Source organism: Aidingimonas halophila, assembly GCF_900106955.1.
GTDB classification, from domain to species: domain Bacteria; phylum Pseudomonadota; class Gammaproteobacteria; order Pseudomonadales; family Halomonadaceae; genus Aidingimonas; species Aidingimonas halophila.
On record NZ_FNNI01000001.1, the window covers coordinates 193,056 to 207,066 of the forward strand.

Consider the following 14,011-nt stretch of genomic DNA (forward strand, 5'->3'; position numbering starts at 1 on the left):
ACATTCGCTGGCAGGAACAGGAGCGTGCTATGCAAGTCAATCTCACCGGCCATCACATCGAACTGACCGATGCCCTGCGTGACTATGTTAACGAGAAGCTTGCCCGCCTTGAGCGCCATTATGACAATATCACCACGGTGCAAGTGACTCTGTCAGTTGAAAAGGAACGTCAGCAAGCAGCTTGCACACTACACGCAGCCGGCGCTGACTTGCATGCCGATGCCCAGGACAGCGATATGTATGCCGCCATTGATGCACTGGCAGATAAACTCGATCGCCAGCTTGTCAAACACAAGGAAAAAGCCCAGGCCCGAGCCCAGGGCGCGGGTGTCCGCTAAACAATGACTTTGTCATCCATCCTCCCCCCGGAACGCACGCTGTTCGACGTTACCGGGGGCAGCAAGAAACGTGTACTGGAATTCTTCAGTACATTCATTGCCCAGAATACCCCTAGCCTGGACAGTCAGGAGGTATTCAGCCGTCTGATTTCCCGCGAGCGCCTGGGGAGCACCGGCATTGGAAATGGTGTCGCCATACCTCATGCCCGAAGCCCCCATTGCAAAGCACCTATTGCCGGCTTTCTCAAGCTTGATGATCCCATCGATTTCGACGCAGTCGATGGTGATCCTGTGGATCTGCTGTTTGTGTTACTGGTACCAGAGGAAGCTGATGATACGCATCTCGCATTACTCGGCCAGGTAGCTTCAGTCATGAATGATGCCGATACTCGGCACCAGTTGCGACACAGCGAAAGCCAGCAGCAACTCCACGAAGTCCTGATAGAGGCCATACACCGGCATGCTGACGGCGAGTCATCTCGTCCTGAGTAACTCGATTCGTTCACCAGGATTACACTATCGTCAGGGACGATGAGGAGAGAGTCGTCATGCAGATCGTGATTATCAGCGGCCGCTCCGGCTCGGGAAAGTCGATCGCCCTCCAGGCGCTCGAAGATATGGGGTTTTATGCCATAGACAATCTGCCTGCCATGCTGCTGGGATACTTGGTCGACGAACTCCAATCCGGTGAGAACAAACAGACCTCGGTGGCGGTCAGCATTGACGCACGCAACTTGCCCGAGGCCCTCAAGCGCTTCCCAGACATGCTTGACACCCTGAATAAACGTGGCATCAGCTGTCAGATCGTCTACCTGACCGCCGAATCCAAGACGCTTCTCGAACGATTCTCGGAAACCCGCCGCCGCCACCCTCTGACACGTGAAAGCAATATGACGCTAGCGGAAGCCGTCGATTCCGAAGAGAAAGCATTAGGGGAAATCCGCGATCTCGCCGACCTGATCATCGATACTTCACGTTTGTCAGTACACGACCTACGAGGACGGATCACCGAGCAGGTTGCCAGACACTCGGCAAGCAAGTTGACCTTGACCTTCGTATCATTCGGCTTCAAACGTGGCGTACCGCTGGATGCCGACAACGTATTCGATGCCCGTTGCCTTCCCAATCCCTACTGGGAGCCACAATTGAGGGAATCCACTGGCCGAGACGCAGACACGATCGTTTTCCTTGAAAGTTACCCCGATGTCCTCGCCATGGTCGAGGATATTCGCCAGTGGCTCGAGCGTTGGCTTCCAGCGTACCAAGCCAGCCATCGTAGCTACATGACGGTTGCTATCGGCTGTACGGGAGGCCAGCATCGTTCCGTGTATATCGCTGAACGCCTGGCCCAGGCCTTCGCCCAACATTATCCCGATGTTCGCCTGCGACATCGAGAACTCGGCATTCATACTGCTATCAGTCAAACAACGCCGCTAGCCAGGGAAACACCCACTCGTCAAGGAACTTAGGCATGCCGACTCGTCAGTTGACCCTGAGCAACAAGCGCGGTCTACATGCACGAGCCGCAACAAAACTGGTTCAATGTTGCCAAACCTACAACGCAAAAGTCGTTGTTTCCCATCAAGGCAAGGAAGCGGATGCCGCCAACATCATGTCATTGATGATACTAGCGGCCCCCTGCGGTACCGTACTCGACATTCATGCGGAAGGAGACGATGCCGAGCAGGTATTGGATGCTCTGGAAGCCCTCTTCGAAGCCAAGTTCGAAGAGGAGGTATAAAAACCCGCAACGCGATTCTCACGAGCCCGCAACTGTCATGGCATCGATCAACCAACTCCCCGAATGAATACTTCCACGCGTATCCGTATCATCGCCGACACCGCTCAATCCAGCGAACATGTCGCGCAGGTTGCCGGCGATGGTGAATTCCTCGACGGGGTATTGAATCTTGCCGTTTTCCACCCAGAATCCTGCTGCACCTCGTGAGTAGTCACCCGTCACGTTATTGACGCCTTGTCCCATCAATTCGGTCACCATGACGCCGCGATCCATTCTGGCGAGCAGCGTCTCTGGTGACTCCAGGGGAGCGCTTAGGCGAATATTGCGTGCTCCACCTGCATTACCGGTGGTATCCATCCCCAACCGACGGGCACTATATACAGATAGCATATAGCTGGCCAATCTGCCCTGGTCGATGAACAGATTATCCCGTGTATAGACCCCGTCATTATCGAAGGCGCTGCTGGCTATCGCACCTTGCTCTCGTGGTTTTTCCTGCAGGCTAAACCACTCGGGAAACAAGGACTGACCCAATCCATCGCACAAGAAAGATGCCTGACGATATAGCGAGCCTCCGGCGATGGCACTCATCAAATGTCCTATCAAGCCACTTGCCATGCGCGGGTCGAACAACACCGGCATCCGCCCCGTCACGGGACGAACCGCGCCCAGGCGACTCAATGCCCGCTCGGCAGCAGAGAGGCCGACATCCGCCGGGGAACGCAACTTGGCGGGATCTCTCTCGCTGGAATAGTCATAGTCACGCTGCATGCCATGGTGATCTTCAGCTATCAACACACATGACAATGAGTGGTGGCTACCACGCTGACTTCCCAGAAAACCATGGCTGTTGGCATAGACGCGGACTCCCTCTCCGCTGGACAAGCTTGCCCCTTCGGAATTGCTGATGCCGTCAACATCCCGTCCAGCGATTTCACACGCCAGTGCCTGTGAAACCGCTTCGTCGGTCGTGAGTGCCCAGGGGTGATGGACACCGAGATCCGGGATCTCTCTCGCCATCAGCTCGGCATCGGCCAAGCCCGCAGCCGGATCTTCCCCGGTATAGCGGGCAATGGCCATTGCCTGTTCAACAGCAGAGCGGATCGAGGCTTCCCCCGCATCGGATGATGACGCCGTGCCTTTGCGCTGACCGACATAAACGGTTACCGCGATCCCCTGGTCGCGCGACAACTCGACACTTTCCACTTCACCCAAACGCACACTGACCTCGATCCCCTGATCGACGCTGGCGCCCACCTCGCATGCATCGGCACCCAAGCGTCGAGCCTGGTCCAAAGCAGCCTCGGCACGAGATTCCAGCAGTGCTTGCTGGGCAGTGGCATCGAATGCCTGAGTCATTGACAATCTCCTTGCCTCAATCAAGATATCTCGACATGGCGAGTCAACTGATATACTCGCCACTCATTTCGTTACGGACATTGACGCCATGTCACTCAACTCTCCAGCGGATGAGCCCAAGAGCAAGTCACAGCGCAAACGGGAAATGCAGGCGCTACAGAATCTCGGCGAAAAGATCATTGCACTTCCCGGAAGCCAGCGTCGCCAGTTGCCATTATCCGAGGACATGCGAATGGCAATCGAGGAGGCGGATCGCATCAGTTCGCACGAAGCACGGCGCCGCCATATGCAATACATCGGAAAACTGATGCGCCGCGAGGATACTGAAGCCATACACACGACCTTCGAGCAGTTCGAGCAGTTCGAGCAGGAGAAACGGCAACGCGACCACGCCCTGCATCAGCTGGAGATGTGGCGAGACCGGCTGATTGACGACGGGGATGCTGCGGTGGAATCCGTCATCCATGAGCTTCCCCATATCGATCGACAATCCTTGCGCCAGTTCATTCGTAATGCGCGACGCGAACGGGAAAGACAGAAGCCACCAATCAACGCCCGCAAGCTTTTCAAACTCCTCCGGGATACTGCCGGACTTTGAGCGACCGGTAGTCGATATATTACGGGAGGAGGCTCAGGACTGCGTGCCTCCCACCGTCAGTTCATCCAGCTTCACGGTCGGCTGGCCGACCCCGACAGGGACTCCCTGCCCTTCCTTGCCACAAACGCCGATACCGGTGTCCAGTGCCATATCGTGGCCGATCATCGATACACGCCCCATCGCTTCGGGCCCGTTTCCGATCAAGGTCGCTCCCTTGACTGGAGAGGTAATACGACCATCCTCGATCAAATAGGCTTCATTGGCGGAAAAGACAAATTTACCCGAGGTAATATCCACCTGGCCGCCGCCGAAGCTGACCGCATACAGGCCATACTTGACACTCTTGATGATATCTTCGGGATCATCCTGCCCCGGCAACATATAGGTGTTGGTCATGCGTGGCATCGGCATATGGGCATAGGATTCTCGACGGGCATTGCCTGTCGGCGCCATCCCCATCAAACGCGCATTCAACTTGTCCTGCATGTAACCCGTCAGAATGCCGTCCTCGATCAGGGTCGTGTACTCTCCCGGAGTACCTTCATCGTCCACGCTCATCGATCCGCGCCGGTCCGACAGGGTCGCATCATCCACGACGGTCACGCCCGGCGCCGCCACACGCTCCCCCATTCGACCGGCGAAAGCAGAACTCCCCTTACGGTTGAAGTCGCCCTCAAGACCATGTCCGACGGCTTCATGCAGCAATATCCCGGGCCAACCGGGACCCAGCACGACGGGCAATTGGCCCGCTGGAGCATCAACGGCATCGAGATTCACCAATGCCTGGCGCACCGCCTCACGCGCATACTGTTCAGCGACACCCTCATCCCGCAGCCGGGACATCGCAAAGCGTCCGCCACCACCGGCACTGCCACGTTCACGGCGACCATCACGAGCCGCGATGACACTGACATTGAAGCGCACCAACGGACGAATGTCCGCTGCTAACGTACCATCACTCGCACGTACCAGGACGACCTCATGCACGCCAGTCAACGAGGCACTCACTTGGCTGACGGAGGGATCGGCAGAACGTGCCGCTCTATCCGCCTCTTTCAGCATGGCAATCTTGTCGGCAGAGGATAGACCGCTGAGCGGATCGATACCGGCATAGCGCTCTATGGCTGGCTTGATATTACGTGGCTCGACCCCCAGGCGAGTACCGCTACGCACGATCCCCGCAGCCGTCTGACCACTATCGGCGAGGGCATCCAGACTGATCTGATTGGAATAGGCAAACCCCGTCTTTTCTCCTGCCATGGCTCGCACACCGACGCCTCCGTCGATGTTATAGCTCCCTTCTTTGACCTCGCCATCCTCCAGCACCCAGCTTTCATGCCAACTCCGCTGCAGGTAAAGATCGGCAAAATCCACTCCCGATCCCATGGCGTAGGCTAGCCCCGTATCCAGTGAATCCAGGTTCAACTCTCCCGGAGCAAGCAACGTCGCCACGGCTTCATCGAGCACTGACTGATGACGTGATTCTGGAATGGGTTGGTTCATTCGGCTCGTTCCAATGAAATCTGCGGCGCCGTCAAGGGACCGCGCACGCGATAATGAATTTGAGTCGCCCGGTCGATGGCTCCCCCGAATAACTGGTGAGCAACGAACAAGGCTCCCCCGAGTACTGGTGAGCCCACGGCGACTGCCGCCAGAGGCAAATTCTGACTTACAGGTACCGAGACACCAAGACGCTGATCGAGTTCACGGCGCACCAGATCCACGGTTCCATCGAGACGGAAGTCAGTGGCCGGTCCATCGATCACGACCGGGCCTTGAGTTTCCAGTTTCCCACCATACAACGTTGCGGCACCTTTGACACTGTCGAACGATGTTCCCTGCTCTGCCACATCCGAGAAATCCAACCTCAGCCGGCGCAGTAGGTTGTCCACATTGAGCAAGCCGATCAGTTTGGCCGACGGTGCATCGATATTGAGGAAATGGCCATCCGTCAACTCGATGTCGAGGTTACCACGCGACCGCTCCAGCCCAAATTGCCAGGGCGCTCCGGGCCACGCCAATTGGGATTTCACGGCAGTACGTTCGTTTCGAATGGTGACGGGCTGAGCCAAGCGCTCGAGCGCGGTTCCCAGATCGCCGCCATCAAGGGACAGACGGGAGCGCGTCAGACTCGAGTCATCACCCGAGGCCTCCCATATCAACTCCCCCCGAGCTGACACCTTACCGAGAGTCAACCCCAATGGCTCGATTCTCAAGTCATCGGGAGACGCTCGCCAGCGAGCCATCAATGGGCCGAACCGGCGCCCTTGATGTTCGATGTCGGCTACCCGTAGACGCCCATCCGGCAAATCCCCAATCCATTTGGGGAAAGGCGTCGGTGTCGGAGCGGTCGCGACCTCTCCAAGAAAGGCATCCCCGCTCTCCTCTGCCGAGGGCAACAAGGCACCGAGGTCCAGTCGTGATAAAGCGATATCCACGGCATCGCTGGCCCATGGACGATAGTGCAAATCGCCATTGGCCAGACTACCGCTAAGCGTCGCTTGCCAGGCATCCGGCGACTGTGACGGAGAGCCTTCGACTTCTACGGACCCCAGACACCGGGAATCGTAAGACAGGCAATCCGTTTGCAGCACGATACGACGGAGTGCATCCAGGCTCGTCCCCTCGCCTTCCGGTGCCTGGACATCCATGGTGGACAGGGCCTCGGTCCAGGCATCGACATCCAGTTGTGGCGTTGCCCAGAACATCTCCCATCCTTCGGCGTTGTGCCAATCCGGCGAGGCTGGCCAGCGCTCAAGCCAGGCTTGGCCTTGTGCGCCCTCGCTCGCCTGACGCCAACGGATACGCAGGCGCTGCTCGAGTTCGGCGCTCCATTCATGGTTCTGAAGATCTGCCAGGAAACGCAAGGGCACCCTGTCGCTGGCCTGCTTGCCGAATGGCGCCGGCAGGTCGATCGTCGTGCCTTCCAAGTCACTTTCCAGTTGAACGCGAGGTCCAGCATCGTCCAATGTCACGGTCGCCATATAAGGGAATTCACCGCTGGCCAGCGTTGACATGCTACCACCGCCGACCCGATCCAGGATGCTGTGGATTCGGGCACGCCCTTCGATTCGCGTGTTCTCGTCAGCGGTATCGATACTGGCTTGAATCGGGCCGTCAAACACACGCCCCTCCAGGCTACCGACCAGATCACCGCTCCCCGCCTGATGGTGATAGACCAGTTCCCCATCGACCGCTTCAGCCAGCAACTCGACAGGTCGGTAGCGCAATTCAGGAATATCGATATCAGCCAGGACCTCGAGATCGAGAGCGTCGGGATCATCAATCGGCAGGGTCAGGTCTATTTCACCGTTCAAGTCCCCCTGGCTACTCCAGTCCTCCGCATCGAGCCCCAGTTCGGGAACATCGGCCAGGTACGTCAACCATTGTGTGGTCGTTCCCTGCAAGGCGCCGGTGACACTCAAGGTGTCATCTTCCAACTCAATGCGCCCTTCACTGGCCGTCACTCCATGACTTTCAGCATGCTCGACTCGAGCATGCAGACGCTGATCCGCATAGGACAAATGGCCTTCCACATTTTCCAGCATCGGCCAAGCAGCGGCGAACGGCAACCGGCCCTGGGTCACATCCAATGCCAGTTGCAAATCGATCTCCTCGTCATCCAGATCCTCTTTCAGCGGTTGCTGCAGTCTCAAACGGCCCTGTTCAACCCGACCCGCAGCGCCCAACGACAACCATTCCTGAAGCCCTTCATCCATGACTTGCACAGGCAGCCACTCAACGACAGGCGTATTGAGGGCATCGACCTCCGCAAAATCCAACGCAAGCAGCAGATCGCCTGGACGACTCCCCCCCAATGCCAGCTGGAAACTGCCATTCACTGGCGCATCCCGCCATCGAGCCTTCAAGTCATCACCCTGTACAAGGACACGATCATCATCGCGCTGCCAAGCGACATTGCCGGCGGCGACTTGCAAGGCGAGCGGAGTCCGAAATATTTGCGGAAAGGCCAGGTTCATGCCTTCGCCTCCCACGAACTCGACATTCCCTCCGTTGCGCCGCATCTCAAGCCAGCCATCTATCGGGCCACCGCCGGGAACAGACTGCCATGGATCCACGGCGACCTGACTCAGTGCCGCCTGCAGGCGCCACTCTTCGCCATCATGCTCGACCCTCGCCCCGGTCACCTCACCACGTGGCGACAGCCCCGTTAGCCAGCGATCCAGTTCCTCGGGTAACGCCAGTCGATCACGCCACCTCAAGAGAGAGGCAATATCAAAGGCATCTGCCTTGACTTGCCACCTTCCGCCATTTCCGGAAGCCTGCCAGTGCCGGGGCAGAGCCGGCCCACTTGCGCCCCGGCCATCGTTGGCGACCGGCTCGCCATCGTCATTCTCGACGCCGGTATTCAGCCAGGCCTCCCAGCCTGACTCGACTCGCTGCCACTGCCCCCGACTCTGCAAACCGTTCGTGGTGAACCCAACCTCACTTCCCGCCTGCCGCAATGACATGCGAGGTATATCCACCTGCCATCGCACATCATCCAGCTTGCCTGCATGCCAACGCCCCCAAAGCGTGGTTTCCCCTTCTGCAGCATCCAGTCTCATGCCATGATCGAAGGGTAATAGGTTGGTCAAGCCCACAAGGCTGGAAACATCCATGGTCGCTTTCATGGCGGCATTGAAATCGGCAAGCCCCTGCCGCCCCGGCATGAGTTCGAGAGAGGCCTGCAACGCAGCGCCTTCCTTGCCTTCGACATTGATCCAGCCGGAAATGCGGGTATGTCGGCGATCACCATCTATCAACAATTGCGGGGCTTCCAGCACGACCTGCGACTCGCGGCCATGTAATACCAGGCGGACTTCCTCGGCGTCTACACGCTGGCGCAACAACGTTTCCAGAGCAGCATCCAAGCGGTCGAGATCGAAACGGCGATCCGGCTGCAGCCAGGATGGGAGCGTCGCTGGCTCCGGCCAATGCCAGCTGCCATCCTCGCGCTGATAGAGATGCAGGGTGACATCGTGCAGTCGGGCATCATCGGACACAGGCAGCCATGCCTTGAATGACTGCCAGGTATCCATTCGTAAATCGGCCTGCCCCACTTCCAGCAGAGGATCGTCATTGCGGCGACCGGTAAAGCGGAGCCCTTCCAATGCCAGCGATAGCTGGTTCCCGCGCCACAGGCCGGATAACTCGTCGACCTCGACATCAGCATTGAAAGAGGACGAGAGAAAGGAGACAAGCTCGGGACGCACCGAATCCACCTGGTCGACTGCGAGCCTCAACAGGAGTACCAGCACTGCCAGCAATCCCAATCCGAGCGCCAACAGTGTCAGGGCCCAGCGCAGTAACAGGCGGAACATACTCATCGGCTCACATCAGTACGATATCGTACTGCTCCTGAGAGTAATGAACCTCGACCTGGAAGCTGATGGTCTTGTTGATGAATATTTCAAGATCGGACACCGCCGTCGACTCTTCATCCAGCAAACGGTCCACGACTGCCTGAGACGCCAATACCATATATGCCTCGGGACTATAGGCACGCTCTTCACGCAGGATTTCGCGGAAGATCTCGTAACATACGGTTTCCGGCGTCTTCAGCGTACCGCGTCCAGCACAGGTAGGGCATGGCTCGCAAAGCGTCTGCTCCAGACTCTCGCGGGTGCGCTTTCGTGTCAGTTGTACCAGGCCCAGCTCGGTCACACCGGTACACTTGGTTTTGGCATGATCGCGCTCCAGCGACTTTTCCAGCACACGCAACACCTGTCGTTGGTGTTCGGTATCTTCCATGTCGATAAAATCAATAATGATGATGCCGCCAAGATTGCGTAAGCGCAACTGACGTGCAATCGCCGTGGCTGCCTCCAGGTTGGTCTTGAAAATCGTTTCCTCGAGATTGCGGTGGCCGACATACCCGCCGGTATTGACATCGATAGTCGTCATCGCCTCGGTGGGATCGATCACGAGGTAGCCACCGGATTTGAGCTGGACCTTGCGTGCCAATGCTTTTTGAATCTCATCTTCGACACTGAAAAGGTCGAATATCGGTCGCTCACCGGGATAGTACTCGATTTGCGCTTCAACGTCGGGCATGAATTCACGGGCGAAGGCAAGCAGATTATCGAAATTTTCCCGCGAATCGATGCGGATCTTTTCAAGCTCATCATTCATGAGGTCGCGCAAGGTACGAATATACAAAGGCAGGTCATCGTAGATCACGCTGGGTGTCGGAGCCGTAACTCGACGCTCGCTGACCTTACGCCACAGGCGCAACAGGAAATGCATGTCGGCATAGAGCTCATTTTTACCGACCCCTTCGGCAGCCGTACGGACGATAAAACCGCCAGTCACTTCCAACTCCTGCTCGGCCTGACACTCATCGGTCAATGCCCGCAAGCGATCTCGTTCCGTATCCTCTTCAATCCGTTGAGACACCCCATTGTGGGGCGACTCAGGCATGTAGACCAGGTACCGGGATGGCACCGACAGATGGGTGGTCAGGCGGGCCCCCTTGGAACCGATAGGGTCCTTGGTCACTTGAACCACCAGCGTTTGCCCCTCGGCCAGCAAATGGCCGATGGCGACCTTCTCGTTTGTGGCACCATTGGAGCCGACGACATCATGCGCGTGGATGAAGGCCGCTCGCTCGAGGCCAATATCGATGAACGCGGCCTGCATCCCCGGCAACACTCTAGCAACCCGGCCCTTGTAAATATTACCGACGATACCCCGTCGTCGAGTCCGCTCGATGAAGGCTTCCTGCAAGACGCCGTTCTCGACGACGGCCACTCGCGTCTCCATGGGCGTCAGATTGATCAAGACTTCACCGCTCATGAGGAATTCCTTATCGAGTGAATGGCGGCATTATGACATATCCTCCTGCAGGTCAAACCAAAGCGGTATGCCTTGACGAACCAATAGTGCCGAAGTTTCGCAAAGCGGTAGCCCGACGACTGCCGAGTAGCTGCCTTCAATATGTGTAACGAATACGGCACCCCGCGCTTGAATGGCATACCCTCCTGCCTTGTCCCGGGGCTCGCCCGTCAACCAATATGCTGCAATCTCCGTCGGTGAAATCTCACGCATGGTGACTCGGGTCACCACACAGGCTTCCAGCACACCGGCAGGACCATCAACGGCCACCGCCGTCATGACATCATGCGTAGCCCCTGCCAGCCGTGACAGCATCTGTGCTGCATGATCACGATCTCTGGGCTTGCCGAGAATCCGCCCCTCATACACGACTGCGGTATCCGCACCGAGCACTGGCAAGGAGGACAGACGCGAGCCGGCCAATGCTTTTTCACGCGCCAAGCGACTAACGTAATCCACCGGAGGCTCATCGGCCCGCGGTGTTTCATCGATATCCACCGGACGTACCTCTGTCTCCAGACCAATGGACATCAGTAGTTCACGTCGACGGGGAGAGGCAGAGGCAAGACATAATGGCACCGTCATGATACCCCCTGTTCGAACGGCAAGATCCTGTCACGCTATGGCGAAGCGACGGCGCAACGATTGCAGCATGGTGAATAACCATGGCCATAGTACCGCACCGATCAATGATGGCAGCAAGAATGCCAAATGGATCGAAAAAGGGCCGAACAGCGTCAACAACCACTGTTCCATTAGCTGCACGATACCCAGCAGAATGAAAACCAGTACGGCCTGCTGAAATAGCGAGTAAGCTCTGAAACGCTGATATACGAGGGCACAAAGAAACGCCAATAACGAGAGTGTCAAGGCGTTCTGACCCAGTGGGGTTCCCTCGATCAAATCCAGCAGAATCCCCATGACGAAGCCATGCATGACTCCGACCCGCAACGGGGCGGCGACACACCAGTAGATCAGGATCAGGCCCAGCCAGTCAGGACGCCACATCAACCAGCGGTCCGACATCGGCATCACCTGAAGGCACAACGCCAAGAACAAGCTGATCCATATCAGTATCCAGCCGCGCAACGCAGGAGACAGCATCAGCGAATCAACTCCTCTGGCGGTTCGGTAATCGAGAAGGTCTCATCCCATAGCCGATCTCCCGCTTCAGGCTGGACTGACGGAGGCGGGAACAGCAGCAGGAAATGTCTCGAGCGCTGGAGTTGCGCTACCGGTTCCGCCGTGACACTCGCGAACGGCTGACCGGGATCATGCTCCACACCCGTCACCTTGGCGACGGGATACCCCGCAGGAAAGCGACCCGCAAGCCCGGAACTGACCAACAGATCCCCTTCCCGAATATCCGCAGTGTTAGGTACATGACGCACATCGAGAGAATTGTAACGGCCGGTACCCTGAACGATGAAACGCAGGCCGTTTCGGTTGACCTGTACCGGGAGTGCATGGCTGGCATCGGCAAGTGTCAATACCCGGCTGGAATACGCCGACACCGCCGTGACTTGCCCCACCACGCCGGACGCATCCATGACGGGCTGCCCGACATAAGCCCCATCACGTCGGCCACGGTCAATCACCATCTGGTGTGTAAAAGGATCGGAGTCCAGCGACAACAACTCCGCAGTGATGTAGTGCATTTCATCCTGCGGCGCCGCATTGAGCAATTCCCTGAGCCGGACATTGTCAGCTGTCAAACTTGCCATGCGCTGCACACGATGGGAAAGCGTAAGCAACTGTTCGCGCAGACGTCGATTTTCTTCGACCAGTTCTCGCTGCTCGGAAAGGGCCAGTGCCCCCCAGGTCAACACATCGCTGGGTACGCTGACCAGCCACTGAATCGGTGCCACCACCGTCGTTAACTGGGCACGGACCTCTTCCATACGGGAAAAGCGGTGCTCGGCGAACATCAGCACAAAGGCCAGGATCGCACACAGCAGCATGCGATATCCTGGCACCGGTCCATGTGAGAACAGCGGTTTGATAGGCGTCCTCCCAGCAGCCCCCCTGGCAGGGCGTCAATCGCTCGACAATAGCTCGAAGGTATGCTGGTCGATCATTTCGAGCGCCTTACCCCCTCCGCGGGCGACACAGGTCAATGGGTCCTCGGCTACGATAACCGGCAAGCCAGTTTCCTCGGCAATCAGTTTGTCGAGATCTCGCAGCAGAGCACCACCACCGGTCAGCACCAGACCGCGTTCGGCGATATCCGAAGCCAGTTCGGGAGGTGATTGCTCGAGTGCACTTTTAACGGCTGTCACAATAGAGGCCAGGGTTTCCTGAAGCGCATCGAGTATCTCGTGCGAATTCAGTGTAAAACTGCGCGGTATCCCTTCAGCCAGATTACGGCCACGCACATCGATCTCACGCAACTCACCACCAGGGTAGGCACAGCCGATTTCTTCTTTAATGCGTTCTGCGGTCGCTTCACCGATCAAGCTGCCGTAATGACGGCGGACATAAGCAGTGATCGCTTCATCGAAGCGGTCGCCACCCACGCGGATCGACTCGGAGTAGACGATGCCATTGAGCGAAATAATGGCGATTTCGCTGGTCCCGCCACCGATATCGACAATCATCGATCCCTGGGCTTCCTCGACAGGCAGGCCGGCCCCGATCGCCGCAGCCATGGGCTCTTCGATGAGGAACACCTCACGCGCCCCAGCCCCTTCGGCGGACTCCTTGATAGCTCGCCGTTCCACTTGGGTGGACATGCATGGCACGCACACCAGCACGCGCGGACTGGGTGTCAGGAACGTGCTCTGGTGCACTTTGCGGATGAAATGCTGAAGCATCTGTTCCGTCACGGTGAAGTCGGCAATCACACCGTCCTTCATCGGACGAATGGCAGTGATATTGCCTGGTGTGCGGCCCAGCATACGCTTGGCATCGACGCCGACGGCGGCCACACTGCGAAGATTTCCCGACTGACGGATTGCCACGACGGACGGCTCATCGAGCACAATGCCGCGACCACGAACGTAGATCAGCGTATTGGCAGTTCCCAGGTCAATCGATAGATCACTGGAAAACAGCCCCCTTAAGCGTTTAAACATGAAAGTCTTTCACCTAGTGCAGACCGGAACCCTGTGCGGATGCAAACGGTATCACTGCCACCGA

At 57.6% G+C, this 14,011-nt stretch carries 13 protein-coding genes; 5 read left to right on the forward strand and 8 right to left on the reverse strand.

Annotated features, from left to right (window positions below):
- Positions 1-29 precede the first annotated feature (29 nt).
- Genes hpf through BLW01_RS00955 form a run of 4 tightly spaced genes read left to right on the forward strand, consistent with a single transcriptional unit; the run spans position 30 to position 2,079 of the window.
- The gene (hpf, locus tag BLW01_RS00940) at positions 30-338 is read left to right on the forward strand and encodes a ribosome hibernation-promoting factor, HPF/YfiA family (RefSeq protein WP_092567617.1); all 309 of its coding nucleotides are present in this window, start codon (positions 30-32) and stop codon (positions 336-338) included.
- Positions 339-341: 3 nt separating this feature from the next.
- The gene (gene ptsN, locus BLW01_RS00945; protein ID WP_092567618.1) at positions 342-830 is read left to right on the forward strand and encodes a PTS IIA-like nitrogen regulatory protein PtsN; all 489 of its coding nucleotides are present in this window, start codon (positions 342-344) and stop codon (positions 828-830) included.
- Positions 831-886: 56 nt separating this feature from the next.
- On the forward strand, positions 887-1,807 hold the full coding sequence (rapZ, locus tag BLW01_RS00950; protein ID WP_092567619.1) for an RNase adapter RapZ: 921 nt from the start codon (positions 887-889) through the stop codon (positions 1,805-1,807).
- A gap of 2 nt (positions 1,808-1,809) precedes the next feature.
- Positions 1,810-2,079 carry an HPr family phosphocarrier protein gene (locus BLW01_RS00955; protein ID WP_092567620.1) on the forward strand — a complete coding sequence of 90 codons (270 nt, stop codon included), beginning with the start codon at positions 1,810-1,812 and terminating at the stop codon, positions 2,077-2,079.
- A gap of 18 nt (positions 2,080-2,097) precedes the next feature.
- Here BLW01_RS00955 and pmbA read toward each other — a convergent pair whose 3' ends face one another.
- Complete coding sequence (gene pmbA / locus BLW01_RS00960) at positions 2,098-3,438, reverse strand: metalloprotease PmbA (RefSeq protein WP_092567621.1); 1,341 nt, start codon at positions 3,436-3,438, stop codon at positions 2,098-2,100.
- Positions 3,439-3,526: 88 nt separating this feature from the next.
- On the opposite strand from pmbA, the gene yjgA reads away from it, so the two are divergent.
- Entirely contained in the window at positions 3,527-4,036 is a 510-nt protein-coding gene (gene yjgA, locus BLW01_RS00965) for a ribosome biogenesis factor YjgA (protein ID WP_092567622.1), read from the forward strand.
- A 33-nt stretch (positions 4,037-4,069) separates the two neighbouring features.
- On the opposite strand, the gene tldD is transcribed toward yjgA, so the two are convergent.
- The 7 genes from tldD to BLW01_RS01000 are packed head-to-tail and all read right to left on the reverse strand — an operon-like array spanning position 4,070 to position 13,947.
- Positions 4,070-5,539: a metalloprotease TldD gene (gene tldD, locus BLW01_RS00970; RefSeq protein ID WP_092567623.1), complete on the reverse strand. Its 1,470-nt coding sequence runs from the start codon at positions 5,537-5,539 to the stop codon at positions 4,070-4,072.
- Complete coding sequence (locus tag BLW01_RS00975; RefSeq protein ID WP_092567624.1) at positions 5,536-9,366, reverse strand: YhdP family phospholipid transporter; 3,831 nt, start codon at positions 9,364-9,366, stop codon at positions 5,536-5,538. Before BLW01_RS00975 ends, tldD begins: the two co-directional genes overlap by 4 nt.
- A gap of 4 nt (positions 9,367-9,370) precedes the next feature.
- Positions 9,371-10,834: a ribonuclease G gene (gene rng, locus BLW01_RS00980; RefSeq protein ID WP_092567625.1), complete on the reverse strand. Its 1,464-nt coding sequence runs from the start codon at positions 10,832-10,834 to the stop codon at positions 9,371-9,373.
- 30 nt (positions 10,835-10,864) lie between these two features.
- Entirely contained in the window at positions 10,865-11,458 is a 594-nt protein-coding gene (locus BLW01_RS00985) for a Maf family protein (protein WP_092567626.1), read from the reverse strand.
- Positions 11,459-11,488: 30 nt separating this feature from the next.
- A complete protein-coding gene (mreD, locus tag BLW01_RS00990; protein ID WP_092567627.1) occupies positions 11,489-11,977 on the reverse strand; it encodes a rod shape-determining protein MreD in 489 nt (162 codons plus the stop codon).
- Positions 11,977-12,876 (reverse strand): rod shape-determining protein MreC, encoded by a 900-nt coding sequence (mreC, locus tag BLW01_RS00995; protein WP_268244654.1) that lies wholly within the window; start codon positions 12,874-12,876, stop codon positions 11,977-11,979. The genes mreD and mreC overlap by 1 nt, the downstream gene beginning before the upstream one ends.
- Positions 12,877-12,909: 33 nt before the next feature.
- Entirely contained in the window at positions 12,910-13,947 is a 1,038-nt protein-coding gene (locus BLW01_RS01000; RefSeq protein WP_092567629.1) for a rod shape-determining protein, read from the reverse strand.
- Positions 13,948-14,011 lie beyond the last annotated feature (64 nt).